The sequence below is a fragment of the Actinomadura sp. 3N407 genome, assembly GCF_052245875.1.
Lineage (GTDB): Bacteria > Actinomycetota > Actinomycetes > Streptosporangiales > Streptosporangiaceae > Spirillospora.
In genome coordinates this window covers 59,514-78,528 of sequence record NZ_JBQQBP010000014.1, presented here as the reverse complement: position 1 = coordinate 78,528, position 19,015 = coordinate 59,514, and the positions used below count along the sequence as shown (strand labels likewise).

At 72.6% G+C, this 19,015-nt stretch carries 21 protein-coding genes; 6 read left to right on the top strand and 15 right to left on the bottom strand.

The window, feature by feature from the left end; all coding sequences use genetic code 11:
• Positions 1 to 3: 3 nt before the first annotated feature.
• Both ACTWPP_RS30700 and ACTWPP_RS30695 read right to left on the bottom strand, forming a co-directional pair.
• A complete protein-coding gene (locus ACTWPP_RS30700; protein ID WP_443107859.1) occupies positions 4 to 366 on the bottom strand; it encodes a VOC family protein in 363 nt (120 codons plus the stop codon).
• A complete protein-coding gene (locus ACTWPP_RS30695; protein ID WP_443107858.1) occupies positions 363 to 626 on the bottom strand; it encodes a hypothetical protein in 264 nt (87 codons plus the stop codon). Before ACTWPP_RS30695 ends, ACTWPP_RS30700 begins: the two co-directional genes overlap by 4 nt.
• A gap of 124 nt (positions 627 to 750) precedes the next feature.
• Here ACTWPP_RS30695 and ACTWPP_RS30690 point away from each other — a divergent pair, with 124 nt between their 5' ends.
• From ACTWPP_RS30690 to ACTWPP_RS30675, 4 genes are read left to right on the top strand one after another with little or no spacing between them, the layout of a single operon-like run.
• Positions 751 to 1,302 (top strand): CGNR zinc finger domain-containing protein, encoded by a 552-nt coding sequence (locus ACTWPP_RS30690; RefSeq protein ID WP_443107857.1) that lies wholly within the window; start codon positions 751 to 753, stop codon positions 1,300 to 1,302.
• Positions 1,303 to 1,358: 56 nt separating this feature from the next.
• Positions 1,359 to 1,901 (top strand): GNAT family N-acetyltransferase, encoded by a 543-nt coding sequence (locus ACTWPP_RS30685; RefSeq protein ID WP_443107856.1) that lies wholly within the window; start codon positions 1,359 to 1,361, stop codon positions 1,899 to 1,901.
• A 56-nt stretch (positions 1,902 to 1,957) separates the two neighbouring features.
• A complete protein-coding gene (locus tag ACTWPP_RS30680) occupies positions 1,958 to 3,607 on the top strand; it encodes an MFS transporter (RefSeq protein ID WP_443107855.1) in 1,650 nt (549 codons plus the stop codon).
• Positions 3,608 to 3,641: 34 nt separating this feature from the next.
• Positions 3,642 to 4,508, top strand: a complete 867-nt coding sequence (locus ACTWPP_RS30675; protein WP_443107854.1) for a 1,4-dihydroxy-2-naphthoate polyprenyltransferase — start codon at positions 3,642 to 3,644, stop codon at positions 4,506 to 4,508.
• Here ACTWPP_RS30675 and ACTWPP_RS30670 read toward each other — a convergent pair.
• Together ACTWPP_RS30670 and ACTWPP_RS30665 are read right to left on the bottom strand one after the other, a co-directional pair.
• The gene (locus tag ACTWPP_RS30670) at positions 4,472 to 5,488 is read right to left on the bottom strand and encodes a hypothetical protein (RefSeq protein ID WP_443107853.1); all 1,017 of its coding nucleotides are present in this window, start codon (positions 5,486 to 5,488) and stop codon (positions 4,472 to 4,474) included. The genes ACTWPP_RS30675 and ACTWPP_RS30670 overlap by 37 nt on opposite strands.
• A 210-nt stretch (positions 5,489 to 5,698) precedes the next feature.
• Positions 5,699 to 6,391: a uracil-DNA glycosylase gene (locus tag ACTWPP_RS30665; protein WP_443107852.1), complete on the bottom strand. Its 693-nt coding sequence runs from the start codon at positions 6,389 to 6,391 to the stop codon at positions 5,699 to 5,701.
• A 112-nt stretch (positions 6,392 to 6,503) separates the two neighbouring features.
• Between ACTWPP_RS30665 and modA the strand changes: the two genes are divergently transcribed.
• On the top strand, positions 6,504 to 7,280 hold the full coding sequence (gene modA, locus ACTWPP_RS30660; protein WP_443107851.1) for a molybdate ABC transporter substrate-binding protein: 777 nt from the start codon (positions 6,504 to 6,506) through the stop codon (positions 7,278 to 7,280).
• Between the two features lie 18 nt (positions 7,281 to 7,298).
• Here the strand turns inward: modA and ACTWPP_RS30655 are convergent, their stop codons facing one another.
• Positions 7,299 to 8,138: an SCO6745 family protein gene (locus tag ACTWPP_RS30655; RefSeq protein ID WP_443107850.1), complete on the bottom strand. Its 840-nt coding sequence runs from the start codon at positions 8,136 to 8,138 to the stop codon at positions 7,299 to 7,301.
• A 99-nt stretch (positions 8,139 to 8,237) separates the two neighbouring features.
• Here ACTWPP_RS30655 and ACTWPP_RS30650 point away from each other — a divergent pair, with 99 nt between their 5' ends.
• Entirely contained in the window at positions 8,238 to 9,110 is an 873-nt protein-coding gene (locus ACTWPP_RS30650; protein WP_443107849.1) for a sigma-70 family RNA polymerase sigma factor, read from the top strand.
• Between the two features lie 69 nt (positions 9,111 to 9,179).
• Here the strand turns inward: ACTWPP_RS30650 and ACTWPP_RS30645 are convergent, their stop codons facing one another.
• The 10 genes from ACTWPP_RS30645 to truB all read right to left on the bottom strand — a co-directional run bounded on the left by ACTWPP_RS30645 (position 9,180) and on the right by truB (position 19,007).
• Positions 9,180 to 9,716 carry a transglutaminase-like domain-containing protein gene (locus ACTWPP_RS30645; protein WP_443108010.1) on the bottom strand — a complete coding sequence of 179 codons (537 nt, stop codon included), beginning with the start codon at positions 9,714 to 9,716 and terminating at the stop codon, positions 9,180 to 9,182.
• Positions 9,716 to 10,453: a 4-hydroxy-tetrahydrodipicolinate reductase gene (dapB, locus tag ACTWPP_RS30640; protein ID WP_443107848.1), complete on the bottom strand. Its 738-nt coding sequence runs from the start codon at positions 10,451 to 10,453 to the stop codon at positions 9,716 to 9,718. The genes ACTWPP_RS30645 and dapB overlap by 1 nt, the downstream gene beginning before the upstream one ends.
• 37 nt (positions 10,454 to 10,490) lie before the next feature.
• Positions 10,491 to 11,114, bottom strand: a complete 624-nt coding sequence (locus ACTWPP_RS30635) for an FMN-dependent NADH-azoreductase (RefSeq protein WP_443107847.1) — start codon at positions 11,112 to 11,114, stop codon at positions 10,491 to 10,493.
• An 89-nt stretch (positions 11,115 to 11,203) separates the two neighbouring features.
• Positions 11,204 to 11,578 (bottom strand): phage holin family protein, encoded by a 375-nt coding sequence (locus tag ACTWPP_RS30630; RefSeq protein WP_443107846.1) that lies wholly within the window; start codon positions 11,576 to 11,578, stop codon positions 11,204 to 11,206.
• A gap of 71 nt (positions 11,579 to 11,649) precedes the next feature.
• Positions 11,650 to 12,969 carry a M16 family metallopeptidase gene (locus ACTWPP_RS30625; RefSeq protein ID WP_443107845.1) on the bottom strand — a complete coding sequence of 440 codons (1,320 nt, stop codon included), beginning with the start codon at positions 12,967 to 12,969 and terminating at the stop codon, positions 11,650 to 11,652.
• A gap of 116 nt (positions 12,970 to 13,085) precedes the next feature.
• A complete protein-coding gene (locus ACTWPP_RS30620; RefSeq protein WP_443108009.1) occupies positions 13,086 to 15,431 on the bottom strand; it encodes a polyribonucleotide nucleotidyltransferase in 2,346 nt (781 codons plus the stop codon).
• A gap of 345 nt (positions 15,432 to 15,776) precedes the next feature.
• On the bottom strand, positions 15,777 to 16,046 hold the full coding sequence (gene rpsO, locus ACTWPP_RS30615) for a 30S ribosomal protein S15 (protein WP_021599383.1): 270 nt from the start codon (positions 16,044 to 16,046) through the stop codon (positions 15,777 to 15,779).
• 226 nt (positions 16,047 to 16,272) lie between these two features.
• Positions 16,273 to 17,217 carry a bifunctional riboflavin kinase/FAD synthetase gene (locus ACTWPP_RS30610; RefSeq protein WP_443107844.1) on the bottom strand — a complete coding sequence of 315 codons (945 nt, stop codon included), beginning with the start codon at positions 17,215 to 17,217 and terminating at the stop codon, positions 16,273 to 16,275.
• Between the two features lie 106 nt (positions 17,218 to 17,323).
• Complete coding sequence (trhA, locus tag ACTWPP_RS30605) at positions 17,324 to 17,992, bottom strand: PAQR family membrane homeostasis protein TrhA (RefSeq protein WP_443107843.1); 669 nt, start codon at positions 17,990 to 17,992, stop codon at positions 17,324 to 17,326.
• Between the two features lie 124 nt (positions 17,993 to 18,116).
• The gene (gene truB / locus ACTWPP_RS30600; RefSeq protein WP_443107842.1) at positions 18,117 to 19,007 is read right to left on the bottom strand and encodes a tRNA pseudouridine(55) synthase TruB; all 891 of its coding nucleotides are present in this window, start codon (positions 19,005 to 19,007) and stop codon (positions 18,117 to 18,119) included.
• Between the last annotated feature and the right edge of the window lie 8 nt (positions 19,008 to 19,015).

Sequence of the window (19,015 nt, the reverse complement as noted above, 5' to 3'; positions counted from 1 at the left end):
TTCTCACGGCAGCGTGCAGAAGCAGAACTCGTTGCCCTCCGGGTCGCGCCAGACCCGGAAGGGGGACGCCGGGTTTCCCATCGGCCCGGTGGCGGGGGTCGCGCCGAGGCTCGCCGCGCGCTCGCCGGCGGACCGGATGTCGGGGACGTCGAGGTCCAGGTGCAGCCGGTTCTTGATCGTCTTCCCTTCGGGGACGAGCTGGAACGACAGGACGGGCCCGGTTCCGCCGAGCGGCTCCAGGTCCAGCCAGTCGCCGGTCGCCTCCGTCGTCCGCATGCCGAGCAGCCCGCCCCAGAACGCCGCCATGGCGTCCAGGTCGGCGCAGTCGATGACGATGTTGCTCACCTTCGGGGTGACGCCGGTCATCGCGGGCCACCCGCCGTCCGGACGGCGTGCGCCGAGTGCGCGGCGGCACGCGCGCAGTAGGGCGCGGGCCGGGGCCGGCGCGCCGGGGGCAGCCCGCTGAGCCGGTCACGGACGGACGCCCGCCTGCGGGCGGCGCGCTCGATCGACCGCGCGCGGGCGATGAGCCGCGCCTCGACGATGTCGGCGTGCAGCCGCGCGTACTCACGCCGGGCCCATTCGTGCCGCGTGGCGAGCGTCGCCATGTACGACAGCTCCTTCATGTCGCCCTCCCGTTCGTTGACACCACCTAAACGGTAACGCTGGTGTCGAAGAAGTGCAACCAGTCAAAATCGAATGCCGGTGTCGCACCTTGGTAGACTGCTCACCGGACAGGCAGGAGGGGTGATGACCGACGCTCATGAGGACCCCGCGCTGCTGCTGAGGGACTTCGTCAACACCTACGACGCCGAGTCCGCCGAGGACGAGATCCCGACGCCCGCCCGGCTCACCGCCTGGCTGGCCGGACGCCGGCTCGTCCCGGAGGACGCCGAGGCCACCGGCGCCGACCTCGCCACCGCGGTCGCGCTGCGCGAGGGGCTCCGCGAGGCCATGGCCGCCAACCACGGCCCCCGCGACGCCGAACTCCCGGACGACCTGGACGACACCCTCGCCGCCCTGCCCCTGCGGCTCACGTTCACCGGCCCGCGTCCCGCGCTCGTCCCGCTCGACCCGCCCGCGACGGCCGCCGCCGGCCTCGCCCGCCTCGCCGCCGCGATCATGGGCTCCGTCGCCGCCGGGTCCTGGCCGCGGCTCAAGGTCTGCCAGGAGGACACCTGCCGCTGGGCGTTCCTGGACACCTCCAAGAACCGGTCCCGCGCCTGGTGCTCCATGAGCACCTGCGGAAACCGCACCAAGACCCGCGCCTACCGCGCGCGGCGCCGTCCGCCGGTCCGGTGACCCCGCACCGCTCGCTAGGGTGGGCGGTGATTCCGGACGAGAGGACGGGCGACGCCATGGCCGATGTCGGAGTGCGGCCCGCGCGGCGGGCGGACGCCGCCGCCGTCGCCGACATCCAGGTGCGGGCGTGGCGGCAGGGCTACCGCGACCTGCTTCCGGCGGGCGTCCTCGACCAGGTGACCGGGCCGGACGCCGCCGAGACGTGGCGCGACCGGTGGGCGGAGGCCGCCACGGCGCCGCCGAGCCCCCGGCACCGGCTGCTCGTCGCGGTCGCGTCCGACCTCGTCGTCGGGTTCGCCGCGCACGGCCCCGCCGAGGATCCCGACCTGGACGCCGGCGGCACGGCCGAACTGATCGCGCTGCTGGTCGACCCCATGCACACCCGCGCCGGACACGGCAGCCGGCTGCTCGCCGCCACCGCCGACCTCCTCCGCGAGGACGGGTTCGGCACCCTGATCACCTGGGCCTTCGAGGACGACGAGGTGACCCGGACGTTCCTCGCCTCCGCCGGGTGGGCGCCCGACGGTGCGGCCCGGACCCTCGACATGGGCGAACCCGTCCGGCAGATCCGGCTGCACACCGACATCAGCGTTGACTAGGTCGTTCGCTGGGGGCCGGTGAAGGGCACAGGCGACCCGGCCATATCTTTGAGGTCGTGCCCGAACCCACCTCTCTGACGCCGCCGCGCGCCCCGGCGCCGGCGCCCGCCGCGGGCCGCCGCCGCTGGCTGGGCATGGTCGTCATGAGCCTGGGCGTCTCCCTGATCGTCGTGGACGCCACGATCGTCGGCGTGCTGGTGCCCCTGATCATCACCGACCTGGGCCTGACGACCACGGACGCCGAGTGGGTCACATCGGTGTACGCGCTGGTCTTCGCCGCGCTGCTGATCCCGTTCGGCCGGGCGGGCGACCTGTTCGGGCGGCGCCGGATGTTCATGGCCGGGATAGCGGTGTTCACGGTGGCGAGCGCCGCCGCCGCGCTGGCGGGGGACGGCTCGGCGCTGATCGGCGCGCGTGCCCTGCAGGGCGTCGGCGCCTCGATGATCCTGCCGGCGACGCTGTCGACGGTGAACGCGGTGTTCACCGGGCGCGAGCGCGCCGTCGCGTTCGGGATCTGGGGGTCGATGATCAGCGGCATGGCGGCGCTCGGGCCGCTGGCCGGCGGGGCACTGGCCACCGCGGGCGGCTGGCGCTGGGCGTTCGGGATCAACCTGCCGCTCGGCATCGCGCTGGCCGCCGCCGCGCTCGCGCTGATGCCCGAGACCCGGACGCCGCGGTCGGGGAGCGCGCGGGGCGAGATCGACTGGCCCGGCGGGCTGCTGTCCGCGCTCGGGCTCGGCGCGCTGGTGTGCGGGATCATCGAGGGCCAGACGTACGGCTGGTGGACCGCGACGCGCCCGTTCACGATGGCCGGGTTCGACTGGCCGGAGTCCGGGCTGTCGCCGGTCCCCGTCGTCCTCGGTCTCGCCGCCGCGCTGATCACGGCGCTGATCGTCGTGGAGCGGTCCCGCGCGGCCGCCGGACGCGCGGTGATGCTCGACCTGGACCTGTTCCGGATCCCGAACTTCCGCCGCGGGAACCTCGCTTCGGCCCTGATCAACGTCGGCGAACTGGGGCTGCTGTTCGTCCTGCCGCTGTTCCTGCTGGGCGTGCACGGCACGAACCCGTTGCAGATCAGCGTGGCGATCCTGCCGCTGGCCGCCGGCGCGTTCCTGGCCGGCGGCTACGCGGGCAGGCTCGCGAACAGGCGCGGCGCGCACCGGGTCGTGCAGATCGGCATGGTCCTGGAGGTCACCGCGGTCGTCGCGCTGGGCCTCACCGTGTCGGCGACCACCGGCGGGCTCGGGCTCGCGCCGTGGATGCTGCTGTACGGGGTGGGGCTCGGCCTGACCTCGGCGCAGCTGGCGAACGTGTCGCTGGCCGACGTCCCGCCGGCGCAGTCGGGGCAGGCGTCCGGGACGCAGTCCACGGCACGGCAGATCGGCGCGGCGCTCGGCATCGCCGCCATCGGGACGGTGTTCGCGACCAGCCTCGGGCACACGATGACCGACCGGCTGTCGGGCTCCCCGCTCCCGCCGGAACGGCGGGCCGCCATCGCCGGCGAACTGCGGGAGAGCGGCGGGACGTACGGGCGCGACCTGCACGCCGCTCCCGGGCTGGCCGCAGCGGCCCGCGCCGCGGACGAGAGCCTCGCCGCCGCCACCAGGCACGCCTCGCTCACCACCGCGGTGATCCTCGCGCTCGGGCTCGCCGTGTCACTGCGGCTGCGCCCGACCGGCGATCATCGGGAAGAATCGAAGCGCTAGTCCCCCTGTCGTCCAGCGAGAACGAGCGGTAACTGTGGCCACGCTGTCCCAATGGGTCGCCGGATCCCGGCCCCGCACCCTGCCCGCGTCCCTCGTTCCCGTCGTCGTCGGCACCGGCGTCGCCGCGGGTGAGGGCCAGGCCATCTGGTGGCGCGCCGCACTGGCCGCGTTCGTCGCCCTCGTCCTGCAGATCGGGGTGAACTACTCCAACGACTACAGCGACGGCGTCCGCGGCACCGACGAGGAACGCGTCGGCCCGCTCCGCCTCGTCGGGTCGAAGACCGCGCCGCCCAGGCAGGTCCTCGCCGCCGCGCTCGGCAGCTTCCTCGCCGCCGCCGTGGCCGGGCTGGTCCTCGCCGCCGTGACGACCTGGTGGCTGCTGCTGGTCGGCGCGGTCGCGATCCTCGCGGCCTGGTTCTACACGGGCGGCAAGACCCCGTACGGCTACCGGGCGCTCGGCGAGGTGTCGGTGTTCGTCTTCTTCGGCCTCGTCGCCGTCGTCGGGACGGTGTACGTGCAGGTCGAGGGGCTGCCGTGGGAGGCGTGGGCGACGGCGGTGCCGATCGGGCTGCTGGCCTGCGGGCTTCTCGTCGCCAACAACCTGCGCGACATCCCCACCGACCGCGAGTCGGGCAAACGGACCCTCGCCGTGCTGCTCGGCGGCCCCTGGACCCGGATCCTGTACGCGGCGTGCACCGCGCTGCCGTTCATGTTCGTCCTGGCGCTGGCCGCCCCGCACCCGTGGGTGCTGATCGCGCTGCTCGCGGCGCCGCTGTCGCTGCCGCCCACGCAGAAGGTGCTGAACGGCGCGGCCGGCCCCGACCTGATCCCGGTGCTGGGCGAGACCGGCCGGCTCCAGATCGCCTACGGGGCGCTGCTGGCGATCGGGCTGGCGCTCTGAGCGTCTCTCTCGGCGAGCAGGAAGGCGCCGGTGACGCCCATGAGGACGCCCGCCAGAACGCCGCACAGCGCCGTCAGGTTGAGCGCGGTCGTGGACTCCCCGGCCAGGAGCCCCGGCCGGCTCAGCGTCACCAGGAGCCCGTAGAGCGACCACGCGAACGTGGCGGCGGCCCCGACCCACGCGGCCGCCAGCGGGACGGCGAACCGCTCCGGACGGCCGCCCCGGCGGACGATCACCAGGAGGGCCGCCGCGCCGGCGAGCGCCAGCAGGCCCACCGCCCCGTCGGCGAGCTGCTGGGCCGCGTTCCGGTGATCGACCTGTTCGGCGGTGAGCCCCGCCGTCCCACCGAACGCCCAGAAGAGGTGGACGGCCGCGAACAGGACGGCGAGCACACCCGCCGCGCGCGCTAGGAGCGCCTGCACCTGGTGGGTCGGCCCCTTGGGGACGTCCCTGGTACGGACGGTGAAGACATCGGCCCACCGGTTCCGCGCGTACAGGACGAAGGCGGTGAGCAGCCCGAGACCCTGCAGCGTGAAGCCCGTGTAGACGACGCCGTACACCCAGCCCTGTATCGCGCTGCCGGACGTGGTCAACGGCTCAGAGGAGAAGAGAACCTGAAGGACACTGCCCAGCGGGACGGCGAGGACGATCGGTGCGAGCAGCCCGGCGGCGACCCAGATCGGCGTCAGCACCAGCCACGCCGGGATGCGCATGCCCCAGCGGAACGTGAACGCCAGCGCGACGACGACGGCCATCGCGTCCATGCCCATCGTGATCGCGTTGCCGACGTAGAGCGCCGAGTCCTCGGCCGCGTCCGTGTCGTTCCAGCCGACCGTGCTGCCGGACAGCCACGCGATCTTGAGGATGAGGTAGGGGACGCACGCGGCGATGGTCGCCGCGCAGACGGCCAGGCGGACACGGCCGGGGCCGGGGCGCGCGGCCCGCGTCCGCACCATGAGCGGCTGATCTGCAACGGTCATGGACCCGACGATGCCCGGGACCGCCCGCGCACCGCTTCCCGCCGCCGGATGAAACCCCCGCCAGGGCTCCCCCGAACGGGTGAACCGCCGCCGCCGGGCCACACCGCCGGGCCCGCGCACGCGCCGCACGCGCCCTGGCCCTTTCGGTCCTTGGCGGGTGCGTCCGTTGCGCCGGCGAGCCGCGGCTTCCGCGCGCCCGGCCTTCGTTCCTCAGTCCGCGCGGTTCTCCGGGCCCCAGTTGATCTCGGGGAGGCCCGCGTCCACGAGGGCCTTGTTCACGGCGCTGAACGGGCGCGTCCCGAAGAACTTCTTCGCGCTGAGCGGGCTCGGGTGCGCGGACTCGATCACGGTGTGCTGCGCGCCGGTGATGAGACGTGCCTTCTTGCGGGCGTAGGCGCCCCACAGCACGAACACCACGCGTTCGGTCTTGTCGTTCAGCGCGCGGATCGCGGCGTCGGTGAAGTCCTCCCAGCCCTTGCCGCCGTGCGAGCCGGCGGCGCCGCCGCGGACGGTCAGCACCGCGTTCAGCAGCAGGACGCCCTGGTCGGCCCACCGGGTGAGGTCGCCGGACGTCGCGACCGGAACGTCGAGGTCGGTGGCCAGTTCCTTGTAGATGTTGCGCAGCGACGGCGGCAGCCGCACCCCGTCGCGCACGCTGAAGCTGAGCCCGTGCGCCTGGCCGGGACCGTGGTAGGGGTCCTGGCCGAGGATCAGGACGCGGGCGCCGTCGAACGGGCAGTGCCGGAACGCGCTGAACAGGTCCTCGCGCGGCGGGTAGACGGTCTGCGCCTCGTACTCCCCCGCGACGAACGCGCCCAGCGCGGCGGTCGCCGGCGGGTCGAGCAGCGGGTCGAGCCGCTCCCGCCAGTCGCCGGGCAGCATTTCCATCAGGTCGAGGGACATCGTCGGGCCTCCGGGAAGGTGATCTCCAGTTGCCGCAAACACTAGTGCGGCCCACTGACACGCCAGGGCCAATCCCGGGAGCGAAAGCACCCCGACCCTAGGATGAGGCCATATGCCCGATTCCCCCCGACGGCGTCTGCGCGCGTCCGCGCTCCTCGTCGCACTCGCCCTTCCCGGCCTCGGCGCGGGCTGCGGCGGCTCGTCCGGGCCGACGACGCTCACCGTCCTGGCGACCTCGTCGCTGAAGGAGGTGTTCGGCGAGATGGGGACGGCCTACGGCCAGACGCACCCCGGCGTCAGGCTGCGGTTCGAGTTCGGCGCCACGCCCGAGATGGCCGACCGGCTGTCCGGCCACGACCCGGGCGACGTGCTGGTGACGGCGGACAGGGCGAGCATGGACGAGGCCGACGAGTACCTGGCGGAACGCCGCCGGACCGTCGCGCACAACTCCCTCACGATCGCCGTCGGCCCCGGCAATCCCCACCGCATCCGCGGGCTGCACGACCTGACGCGGCCGGGGCTGCGGGTGGTGGTCGGCGGCGGGACCGTCCCGGTGGGCCGCTACACCCGCCAGGTCCTCGCGAACGCGGGCCTGACCGTCCACCGGAGCTCCGAGGTGATCAGCGCACGGGCCGTCCTGGACCTGGTGCGCGCCGGCGAGGCGGACGCGGGGATCGTCTACATCACCGACCTGCGTTCGGCGGGGGTCGCCGCGAGCAGCGTCCCGATCCCGGCGAACCTGAACGTCACCGCGGCCTTCCCCGCCGCGGCCGTCCGGGACGGCGACCACGAGGAGGCCGCGGACGCGTTCGTGTCGTGGCTGTCCACACCGGCCGCGCAGAAGCTGTTCAACAAGTACGGCTTCGTCACCCCGCCCGCCCCGCACTAGGCCGGTCGGCACCGGGCGCTAGCCGACGCGGGGCAGGCCGATCGGGTTGGGGAACGGCATCTCGTCCGCCAGCGCCTTCGCCGCGGGCACGAGGGACTCGTAGAGCGCCTCGGGTTCGTCCAGGACGCGGTACGGGGACGCGGCGAGCTCGTCGGTGCGCCGTTCGATGCGCGCCCTGAGGCCCCGTCCCTCGTCGGTGGCCTCCCCTTGTTCCAGCAGTCCCCGCCCGGCGAGCGCGTCGGCCGCCTCGTCCCACTCCTCCTGCGACCAGCCGCGGCTCTCCAGCAGCCATTCCGCCTTGACGGTCCCGACGGCCGACGCCAGGACGTTCGCCTCCAGGCCGGTCAGTCCTTCCCCGGTGAGCAGGGCGACGTGGCCGTCCCCCCGGTGCTCCCGCAGCGCCGTGATCGCCTGCCAGAGCGCCTCCACGGGGTCTTCCGGGACGGGCAGGTCCCGGTTGGCCGCGAACAGCGCACGCCCCGCCCCGTCCGCCGCCAGCACGACCTCCCGCAACTGCGGCGCCGCCGTCGCCGCCACGTCGTCGATGCCGGGGAAGGCCCTGCGCAGCGCACGCGCCGCGGCCTCGCCCCGCACCCGCAGGATGGCCTCCGGCGACGCGAATCCCCACGCGTCCGGGATGGCCCGCCGCACCCGCGCCGGATGGAACCCGAAGAACGTCGCCTCGATCGTCCCGGCCGACACGGCCCCGAGCGGCGCGCCCCGGCTGCCGAAGTAGCCCATCCAGTAGCCCTTGAGTCCCACTTCCTTGTTGGCCGTCCTGCACTCCTCAGCGAAGTACGTCACCGTGTGCAGCGGCTCGGTGGCCTTCCACATGTCCCGCGCGAGCATGGCATCCATCCGCCGAACGCTAAGCCCGCCCCGATTCGCGCACAAGCCCCGTCACATCTCCGGCGCCCGATCCGTCAGTGGTATGACGCACTTGATCGAGGGGAAACGATGGACGAGCACGACTTTCTGGCCGAGCGGTTCGAGGGGCACCGCACCCACCTGAAGGCCGTGGCCTACCGGATGCTCGGTTCGCTCGCCGAGGCCGACGACGCGGTCCAGGAGGCGTGGCTGCGGCTCAGCCGTTCGGGCACCGGCGACATAGAGAACCTCGGCGGCTGGCTGACCACGGTCGTCGGCCGGGTCTGCCTGGACATGCTGCGTTCACGCACCTCACGCCGCGAGGACCCCCTGGAGGAACGCCTCCCGGACCCGATCATCGGCCCCGCCACCGGCGCCGATCCCGAGCACGAGGCGCTGATGGCAGACTCGGTGGGGCTGGCCCTGCTGGTGGTGCTGCAGTCCCTCACCCCCGCCGAGCGGCTGGCGTTCGTCCTGCACGACACGTTCGGGGTCCCGTTCGACGACATCGCCCCGATCGTGGGACGGTCCCCGGCGGCCGTGCGCCAGCTGGCCAGCCGCGCCCGCCGCCGGGTGCGCGGAACGGCACCGGATCCCGAACGCGACCCGGTCCGCCAGCGCGAGGTCGTCGACGCGTTCAAGGCCGCGGCGCGCGACGGCGACTTCGAGGCGCTCGTCGCCGTCCTCGACCCCGGCGTGGTCCTGCGCGCCGACCACGGCGCGGCCGGCTGGACGGAGTTCCGCGGCGCCGCGGCGGTGGCCGGGCAGGCGCTCATGTTCCGCCAGGCGGCGGGCGAGACGCGGGCGGCGCTGGTCAACGGCACGGCCGGGATCGTCAGCATCGTGGACGGCCGGCCGATGTCCGTCCTGTCCTTCACGGTCGTGGACGGCCGGGTCGCCGAGATCGACGTCCTCGCCGACCCGGCCCGCCTCGCCGCCCTGGACCTCACCCTCCTCAGCTGAACCCCGCCCCCGTCGCGCTCACCCGCCGACCGCCGACAGGCCATGTGGCGGGTGAGACGGGGCGGAGGTTCAGTCGAGGGCTGCGGGGAGGGCCGAGGGGCGCGGCATGGCCTTGAGGCCTTCCAGGACGGGCTCGGGCGGGGCCGCGTAGATGGTGGGGTGGATCGGGTCGCCGGGGTAGGCGAGGCGGTTCTCGGACGGGGAGAACTCGACGTCTATGCCCGGCTTGTTGCCCCGTGGGTCGAGGTAGACCCAGCGGTCGTCGACCAGGGCGGCGGTGAGGCCGTGCAGGATGCCCGCGGAGTGCTGGTAGCACAGGCCCGCCTGGATGCCGCCCGCGCGCAGGAGGGCGACGTAGGCGTGCGACTTGGCGTAGCAGAGGCCGGTGCGCTGGTCGAGGACGTCGGAGGCGCGCCAGGGGACGCGGGTGTCCCCGGCGTCCATGGAGTGGGCGACCCGGTCGCGGACGTGGTCGAACGCGGAGCGGGCGTAGGCGATGTCGTCGCCGGTGCGCAGCCCCGAGGCGATCGACTGGACGAGCGGGTGCTCGATGTCGATCGCCTCGGAGGCGGCGAGGTAGTCCCAGGGGTCGTCGGCGAAGTCCATCACAGGCCGAGGAGGGTCTCGATGCCGAGCGTGAGGCGGTCGAGTTCCGGGACCCTGCGGACGGCGAGCAGGACGCCCGGCATGAACGACTCGCGGTCCATCGAGTCGTGCCGGATGGTGAAGATCTCGCCGTGGCCGCCGAGGACGACCTCCTGGTGGGCGATGGCGCCGGAGAGGCGGACGGCGTGCACGCGGACGCCGTCCACGTCGGCGCCGCGGGCGCCGTCGACCTCGGAGGTGGTGGCGTCCGGGGACGCGGAGACACCGGCCTCGGCGCGGGCGGCGGACACCAGTTCGGCGGTGCGGTAGGCGGTGCCGGACGGGGCGTCGGCCTTGTTCGGGTGGTGCGTCTCGACGATCTCGACGGACTCGAAGAACGGGGCCGCCTTCTGCGCGAAATGCATCATCAGCACCGCGCCGATGCCGAAGTTCGGGGCGATGACGACGTTCCCGGACGAGGCGTCGGTCAGCCAGGAGCGGACGGTGTCGAGGCGGGACGGTTCGAAGCCGCTGGTGCCGACGACGGCGTGCAGGCCGTGCTCGACGCACCATCTGAGGTTGTCCATGACGGCGCCGGGATGGGTGAAGTCGACGACGACCTCGGCGGCGGTCAGCGCGTCGAACGAGTCGCCCTGGTCGACGGCGGCGACGAGCTCCATGTCGCCGGCCCCCTGCACGGCGCGGCACACCTCGGCGCCCATGCGGCCCCGTGCCCCCAGCACCCCGACCTTGATCACGTGTTCCTCCCGGTTGGCGTCCCGCCCGAGCCTATCGTCAGAAGCGCTTGCCCAGCTCGCGCGCGTCGGCGTGCGCTGTGCGGCGCCCGGTCTCGGCGTCGGCGGTGGCGAGGTTGGGTCGGAACGCGACGGTGCTGAGGTCGGTGACCCCGGCCCAGCGGAGCCAGCCTTCCAGGAAGGGCGCCTGGTGGTCGGCGCCGAACGCGGGCGGGCGGCCGTCGCCGTAGACGGCGCTGGTGTAGACGACGGCGGCCTTCTTGCCGTGGAGGAGGCCGGTGTAGCCGTCGTCCGGGTCGAAGGCGAAGACCCAGTCGGGCTGGGACACGACGTCGATGAACTGCTTGAGGATGTAGGGGACGCTGGAGTTCCACATGGGGACGCTGAACAGGTAGCGGTCGTAGGAGTCGAAGCGCTCGAAGACGGCGCGTGCGGCCTCCCACGCGGCGGCCTGCTCCCCGGCCGGGTCGTCGCCCGCGAACACGGTCATCTTGGCGCCGGCTCCGGCGGGGCCGAACGCGGGGAGGCCGCCGTCCCACAGGTCGTAGTGGTCGATGACGTCGCCGTGGGTCTCGCGGTAGGCGTCCACGAAGGCCGCGGCGAGCGCCAGGGACTCGGAGGCGGCGCCTCGGGGGGACGCGGAGATGTGCAGCAGGCGCGACATGAGGGTCCTCTCGGGGAAGGTATACGGACTAGAGTCCGGTTACTTCTCCGGAGATTAACGGACCTCAGTCCGTTTAGCAAGGGCGAGAACTAGTCGTCGTCCGAGACGAACAGGTTGAGCAGCCAGCTGACGACGCCCACGATGATCGCGCCCCAGAACGCGGGCCAGAACCACTCGACATGGAACGGCAGGTCCAGCTCCCCCGCCACCCAGCTCGTCAGCATGAGCAGGCCCGCGTTCACCACCAGCGCGAACAGGCCGAGCGTCAGGATGTAGAACGCGCAGCCCAGAACCTTGATGAGCGGCTTGAGGACGGCGTTGACGACGCCGAAGATGGCCGCGACCGCGAGCAGCGTCAGCGCCCGCTCGGCCGTGCCGCCGGAGGTCAGCTCGATGCCGTCCAGGACGGCCTCGGCCACCCACAGCGCGATCGCGCAGATGACAAGCCTGATGAGGATCTTCACCCGCGAAGGTCTACCCGGATCGCGGCGGCTTGACGATCGACGCGGAGTAACGATTCGGGCCGCGGGACGGCTCAGGCCGTGAAGTCGCGGTCCCCCACCGGGCCGATCACCGTGAGCGCCTGCGGGGCGGCGAGGACCTCGCGGGCGACCTCGCGGACGTCGTCCAGCGTGACGGCCTCGATGCGGGCCAGCACCTCGTCCACGGCCAGCAGCGACTCGTAGACCAGCTCGCTCTTGCCGATGCGGCTCATGCGGGAACCGGTGTCCTCCAGGCCGAGGACCATCGCGCCGCGCAACTGCCCCTTGCCGCGCTCCAGCTCCTCGTCGGTGAGGCATTCGGCCGCGGCCTTGCCGACCTCGTCGCGGCAGATCGACAGGACCTCCTCGGCCTTGGCGGGCTGGCAGCCCGCGTAGACGCCGAAGATGCCGGAGTCGGCGTACTGCGCGGTATAGCTGTACACCGAGTACGCCAGGCCGCGCTTCTCGCGGATCTCCTGGAACAGGCGCGACGACATGCCGCCGCCGAGCGCCGCGTTCAGCACCCCGAGCGCGAACCGGCGGTCGTCGGTGCGGGACACGCCGGCGCCGCCGAGGATGATGTGGGCCTGCTCGGTGTCCTTGTCGATCACCACGCTGCGCGGGTCCATGGGCGCGGGCGCGCCGTCCAGCCGGGGCGCGGCGGGCGCGGCGTCGCCGGTCAGGTGCCCCTCGAACGCGTGCGACACCAGCCGGACGACCTCGTCGTGGTCGATGTTGCCCGCCACCGACACCACGAGGTTGGACGGGACGTAGTGCTCCCGGTAGTAGGCGTGGATCCGGTCCCGCGACAGCGTGTTGATCGAGTCCTCGGTGCCGAGGATGGGACGTCCGAGCGGGGTGTCGCCGTACAGCGCGGTGGCGAACTCGTCGTGGATCAGGTCGCCCGGGTCGTCGTCGCGCATGTGGATCTCTTCGAGGATCACGCCGCGCTCGGCCTCGACGTCCTCGGGACGGTTCACCGACGCCGCGACCATGTCGGACACCACGTCCACGGCGAGGGGCAGGTCGGAGTCCAGGACCCGCGCGTAGTAGCAGGTGTACTCCTTGGCGGTGAACGCGTTGAGGTCGCCGCCGACCGCGTCGATCGCCGCGGAGATCTCCAGCGCCGACCGCCTCCGCGTGCCCTTGAACAGCACGTGCTCCAGGTAGTGGCTCGCGCCGGCGTCGGCGGGCGCCTCGTCGCGGGAGCCGACGGCCGACCAGATGCCGAACGCGGCGGACCGCACGGTCGGCAGCGCCTCGGTGATGACGCGCAGCCCCCCGGGCAGGACGGTGCGGCGTACCGCGCCGGCGCCCTCGGTGTGGATCGTGGTGGTGGTGCCGGGCTCCTGCGCCCTCGCCGGCAGGGTCACGTGTCGCTCACATTCCGTCGTGGGAGAGCGGCCGGCCGGCCCGCCGTCCCGCGGCTCCCAGCCGCGCTGGGCTGGTGCGCCGCGGGCCGGCGGGCCGGCCGGTCATCGCCGAGGGATCAGGAGTTGCGCTGGCCGGAGTCGTCGCCGCGACGGGTGCGGCGGCGGCGCGGGCGGCGCTCACCGTCGTCGCGCCGCTCCCGGCGCTCACCGTCGTCGTCGCCCGAGGACTCCGGGGACGCGGAGGGCGCGGAGGGCGCGGCGCCGCCGTCGCCCGAACCGCCGTTCTCGGCCTCCCGCTCGACCACCTCGACCGGCACCAGCGACAGCTTGCCGCGCTGGTCGATCTCGGTGACCTCGACCTGGATCTTCTCGCCGACGCCCATCACGTCCTCGACGTTCTCGATCCGGGCGCCGCCGTGCAGCTTGCGGATCTGCGAGACGTGCAGCAGGCCGTCCTTGCCGGGCAGCAGCGACACGAACGCGCCGAACGTCGTGGTCTTGACGACGGTGCCGAGGAACCGCTCGCCGACCTCCGGCATGTGCGGGTTGGCGATCGAGTTGATCGCCTGCCGCGCGGCCTCGGCGGACGGGCCGTCGGTGGCGCCGACGTAGATCGTGCCGTCGTCCTCGATCGTGATGTCGGCGCCGGTGTCGTCCTGGATCGAGTTGATCATCTTGCCCTTGGGGCCGATGACCTCGCCGATCTTGTCGACCGGGACCTTGATGGTGATGATCCGCGGCGCGTTCGGGCTCATCTCGGCGGGCGCCTCGATGGCCTCCTGCATCACGTCGAGGATCGCCAGCCGGGCGCCCTTGGCCTGCTTCAGCGCGGCGGCCAGCACCGAGGCGGGGATGCCGTCGAGCTTGGTGTCCAGCTGCAGCGCGGTGATCAGGTCACGGGTGCCGGCGACCTTGAAGTCCATGTCGCCGAAGGCGTCCTCGGCGCCGAGGATGTCGGTCAGCGTGACGTACTCGTCGCCCTCGTTGATCAGGCCCATCGCGATGCCCGCCACCATCTGCTTGAGCGGGACGCCCGCGTCCAGCAGCGACATGGTGGACGCGCAGACCGAGCCCATCGAGGTGGACCCGTTGGACCCGACGGCCTCCGACACCTGCCTGATCGCGTACGGGAACTCCTCGCGGGTCGGCAGCACCGGGAGGATGGCGCGCTCGGCGAGCGCGCCGTGCCCGATCTCGCGGCGCTTGGGCGAGCCGACCCGGCCGGTCTCACCGGTGGAGTACGGCGGGAAGTTGTAGTTGTGCATGTAGCGCTTGGTGCGCTCCGGGTTCAGCGTGTCGATCATCTGCTCCATGCGGAGCATGTTCAGCGTGGTCACGCCCAGGATCTGGGTCTCGCCGCGCTCGAACAGCGCCGAGCCGTGCACGCGCGGGACGACGTGCGCCTCGGCGGTCAGCTGGCGGATGTCCTTCAGGCCGCGGCCGTCCATGCGCAGACCGTCGCGGACGACCCGCTCTCGGATCAGCTTCTTGGTGACGGCGCGGTAGGCGGCCGACACCTCCTTCTCGCGTCCCTCGAACGTCTCGGCGAGCCTCTCCGCGGCGGCGGCCTTGATCTCGTCGAGCCGGCTCTCGCGCTCCTGCTTGCCGGTGATCGTCAGCGCCTGCGCCAGGTCGCCGCTGACGGCGTCGGTGACGGCGGCGAGCACGTCGTCCTGGTAGTCCAGGAAGATCGGGTACTCGGCGGTCTCCTTGGCGGCGCCGGCGGCGAGGTCGCTCTGCGCCTTGCAGAGCACCTTGATGAACGGCTTGGCCGCCTCCAGGCCCTCCGCGACGGTCTCCTCGGTCGGCGCGGTCGCGCCTTCGCCGACGAGCTTCAGGGTGTCGCGGGTGGACTCCGCCTCGACCATCATGATCGCGACGTCGCCGTCGGCGAGGACCCGCCCGGCGACCACCATGTCGAAGGTGGCGCGCTCCAGCTCGGGATGGGTCGGGAAGCCGACCCACTGGCCCTCGATCAGCGCGACGCGGACGCCGCCGATCGGGCCGGAGAACGGCAGGCCTGCCAGCTGCGTGGACAGCGAGGCGGCGTTGATCGCCACGACGTCGTACAGGTGGTCGGGGTGCAGCGCCATGATCGTCTCGACGACCTGGATCTCGTTGCGCAGGCCCTTGGTGAACGACGGGCGCAGCGGCCGGTCGATCAGCCGGCACGTCAGGATCGCGTCCTCGGACGGGCGGCCCTCGCGGCGGAAGAACGAGCCGGGGATGCGCCCGGCCGCGTACATCCGCTCCTCGACGTCCACGGTCAGCGGGAAGAAGTCCAGGTTGTCCTTGGGCTTCTTGGACGCGGTGGTCGCCGAGAGCACCATCGTGTCGTCGTCAAGGTAGGCGACGGCGGAGCCGGCGGCCTGGCGGGCCAGCCGGCCCGTCTCGAAGCGGATGGTGCGGGTGCCGAACGTGCCGTTGTCGATCACGGCCTCGGTGCTCTGCGCACCATCGATGCGCACGGCTTCTGTCACGGGAAACCTCCTCAGGGTTCCAATGTCGGTCCTCGCGGCCGTTTCCCGTGGTCTTGCACGCTGCCGGTCTTCGATCGAAGCACCCGGATCGAGATCTGCGCCGATGCGGCGGAACGGATCCGGAAGCCACTACCGAGGACCGGCCCGCACCAGCGGTGTCCGCGAGGCTTGTCTGCAGTTGTGCGGCCGGCCCGCGGCCTTGCGGCCCGGGCGGCCGGTGTGCCGGCGGCCGGCCCGTCCGGCCGGGCCCCGGCGTGGCCGGCGGCCCGTGCGGGCCGGCCGGCCATAAACGAAGGGAGTGGCCCGGCGGGCCACTCCCTCACCGTCCTAGCGGCGCAGGCCGAGTCGCTCGATCAGCTGCCGGTAGCGGTTGATGTCCTTGTTGCTCAGGTACTTCAGGAGCCGGCGACGACGGCCGACCAGCAGCAGGAGGCCGCGGCGGCTGTGGTGGTCGTGCTTGTGCTCCTTGAGGTGCTCCGTCAGATCGTTGATGCGGCGCGTCAGCAGCGCGACCTGGACCTCCGGGGATCCGGTGTCACCCTCAGTGGTCGCGTACTCGGCGATGATCTGGTTCTTCGTGGCGGTGTCGAGCGACACGTGGCTCCTTCGATGGAATCGACACCCGCAGATCCGGGGCCCGGTGGGCGCGCGGGTCCGCATGGTGCGTGTTCAAGAGATGTGGCGGGCCGCATGAGGGTGCAGCCAGCCGCGCCGGGGCCCTTCCCGGCGACTATTCACCGTACCATGCCGGAAAGCCACCCGGTCACGAAGCGGAAAGCGCCGTTATCGCAGGGTACACACCGTTCAGAGGTATTCGGCGTGGTCAGTCCGTGGCGATCTCCCGGATGCGGGCCACGTCCAGGTGCATCTGCTCGATCAGCGCCTCGACGGAGTCGAACTTCAGCGTGTCGCGGACCCGGGCGGTGAAGTCGACGGCCATGTGCTCGCCGTAGAGGTCGAGGTCGTCACGGTCCAACGCGTACGCCTCGACGGTCCGCTCCCCCGCGCCCTCGAACGTCGGGTTGGTGCCGATGGAGATCGCGGCGGGCCAGCGGAAGCCCGGGTAGCGGTCGGAGTCGCAGACCAGCCAGCCGGCGTAGACGCCGTCGGCCGGGATCGCGGTGTGCGGCGGCGTCTCCAGGTTCGCGGTGGGGAAGCCGAGCGCGCGGCCCCGCTGGTGACCGCGCACGACGATGCCCTCGACGCGGTGCGGACGGCCGAGCGCCCGCGCCGCCGGCTCGACGTCGCCGGCGTCGAGCCGCCCGCGGATGTAGGTGGAGGAGATCGTGCCGCCGTTGGCCACCAGCGGCACGCCCTCGGCGGTGAAGTCGTACTTCTCGCCGAGCTCGCGCAGCAGCGCGACGTCGCCCTTGGCCTTGTGCCCGAACCGGAAGTCCTCGCCGACGATGACGTGGGCCGCGTGGAGCCGGTCGACCAGGACCGACTGGACGAACTCGTCCGGCGCCATCTTCGACAGCTCAAGCGTGAACGGCACGACCACGACCGCGTCGGTGCCGAGGCCCTCCAGCAGCTCGATGCGGCGCCGGGTGCCGGCGAGCAGCGGCGGATGGGTGCCGGGCCTGACGACCTCGTCCGGGTGCGGGTCGAAGGTGATGACCACCGAGCGCAGGCCGCGGCGGCGGGCCTCCTGCGCCGCGGCGCCGACGATCCGCTGATGGCCGCGGTGCACACCGTCGAACACACCGATCGTGATCACTGAACGGCCCCAGTCTGCGGGAACCTCGTCGAGGCCATTCCAGCGCCGCACCATTCTCTCCCTGCGTAAGACGTGCCTGCCGGTTTGCTGTCGTCCTAAGAGTGCCATGCGGGGGCGGGGGGCGTCGCACCCAGGGGGTCGACCGGCACCGCGCGCGTCAGCCGGATTGGTAGACGACGAACGACACCGCGATGTACTGGAGGATGTAGGCGGCGAGCGTGCAGGCGTGGAAGACCTCGTGGAATCCGAACCAGCGTGGCGAGGGGTTGGGGCGGCGCAGCCCGTAGACCACTCCCCCGACGCTGTAGCAGATCCCACCGATCGCGACCATGAGGCAGGCCGCGAGGCCCGCACCGGACAGGAACTGTGGCAGGAAGAACACCGCCACCCAGCCCAGCACGATGTAGAGGGACACGTAGAGCGCGCGGGGCGCGCCTATCCAGGCGGTGCGGAAGATGACGCCGGCGAGGGCGCCCGTCCACACGGTCACCAGGACGGCGACGCGCACGCCGCCTTCCAGCGCGAGGACGGCGAACGGCGTGTACGTCCCGGCGATGATCAGATAGATGTTGGCGTGGTCGAAGCGGCGCAGGACCTCGATCACCCGGTGCGAGGTCTGCCGGTGGTAGGTCCCCGAGATTCCGAACAGCAGCCCCGATGTCGCCACGTACACCGCCGACGCGAGCCGCGCCTGCACGGTCGGGCCGAGCGCGACGAGCACGAGCCCGGCGACCAGCACGGCGGGGAACGCGCCGACGTGCAGCCAGCCGCGCAGCCGCGGACGGGTCGGGGACGCCACCGGGGGATGGTCTTTCGTAGTGGTCACGACACCTCACTACCACAATGAACCTACGCTAACGTAGGTTACTCGACCGTAGGTTCGGCCGCACCGCCCACATCTGGTGATGCTCGCCACGGGCACGGGTCATGTCCAGCCCGGCCACCGGAAATCACGGCACGAAGACGGCGATGGGCTTGGCGACCTGCCCGTTCTCCTCGACCAGCGCCAGCAGCGACCCGTCGGGCGCGAAAACGCCCACCGGGCCCGGCCCCAGCCCCGCCGCCGGGAGCCGCCCGCCGTGCGCGACCTTGCGGGCGTCGTCGTCCGACACGTCCCGGCGCGGGAACACGGCCGCGACCGCCTCGGCCATCGGCAGGATCTCCAGCTGCTCGGCGAGCCGGTCCAGAGTCCGCGCCATGCCGAGATCGTAAGGCCCGACCCGGGTGCGGCGCAGCGCCGTCAGATGCCCCCCGCAGCCGAGGGACGCGCCGAGATCCCGGGCCAGCGCGCGGATGTAGGTACCGGACGAGCAGGCGATCGACGCGTCCACGTCGATCACCTCACCGTGCCGCCGCACACCGGTCACCGCGAAGTCGTGCACGGTCACAGGGCGGTCGGCGAGCGCGACCTCCTCGCCCTTGCGGGCCATCTTGTAGGCCCGCTCCCCGTTCACCTTGATCGCGCTCACCTGCGGCGGGACCTGCCGGATCGGCCCGGTCAGCGCCGCGATCCCCGCGTACAGCGCCTCGTCGGCGACCCGCGCGGCGGACGCGGTCGCGGTGACCTCGCCCTCGGCGTCGTCGGTGTTGGTCGACTCGCCCAGCCGGATCGTGGCGTCGTAGCCCTTCTCGGTCAGCGCCAGATGCCCGAGCAGCCGGGTGGCCTTGCCGATCCCGAGGACCAGGACGCCGGTCGCCATCGGGTCCAGCGTGCCCGCGTGGCCGACGCGCCTGGTCTTCGCCAGCCGCCGCATCCTGCCGACCACGTCGTGCGACGTCCAGCCCGCCGGCTTGTCCACGATGACGAGCCCCGAGTTGCCCGAGTTGCCCGAGTTGTCCACGCGCCGCT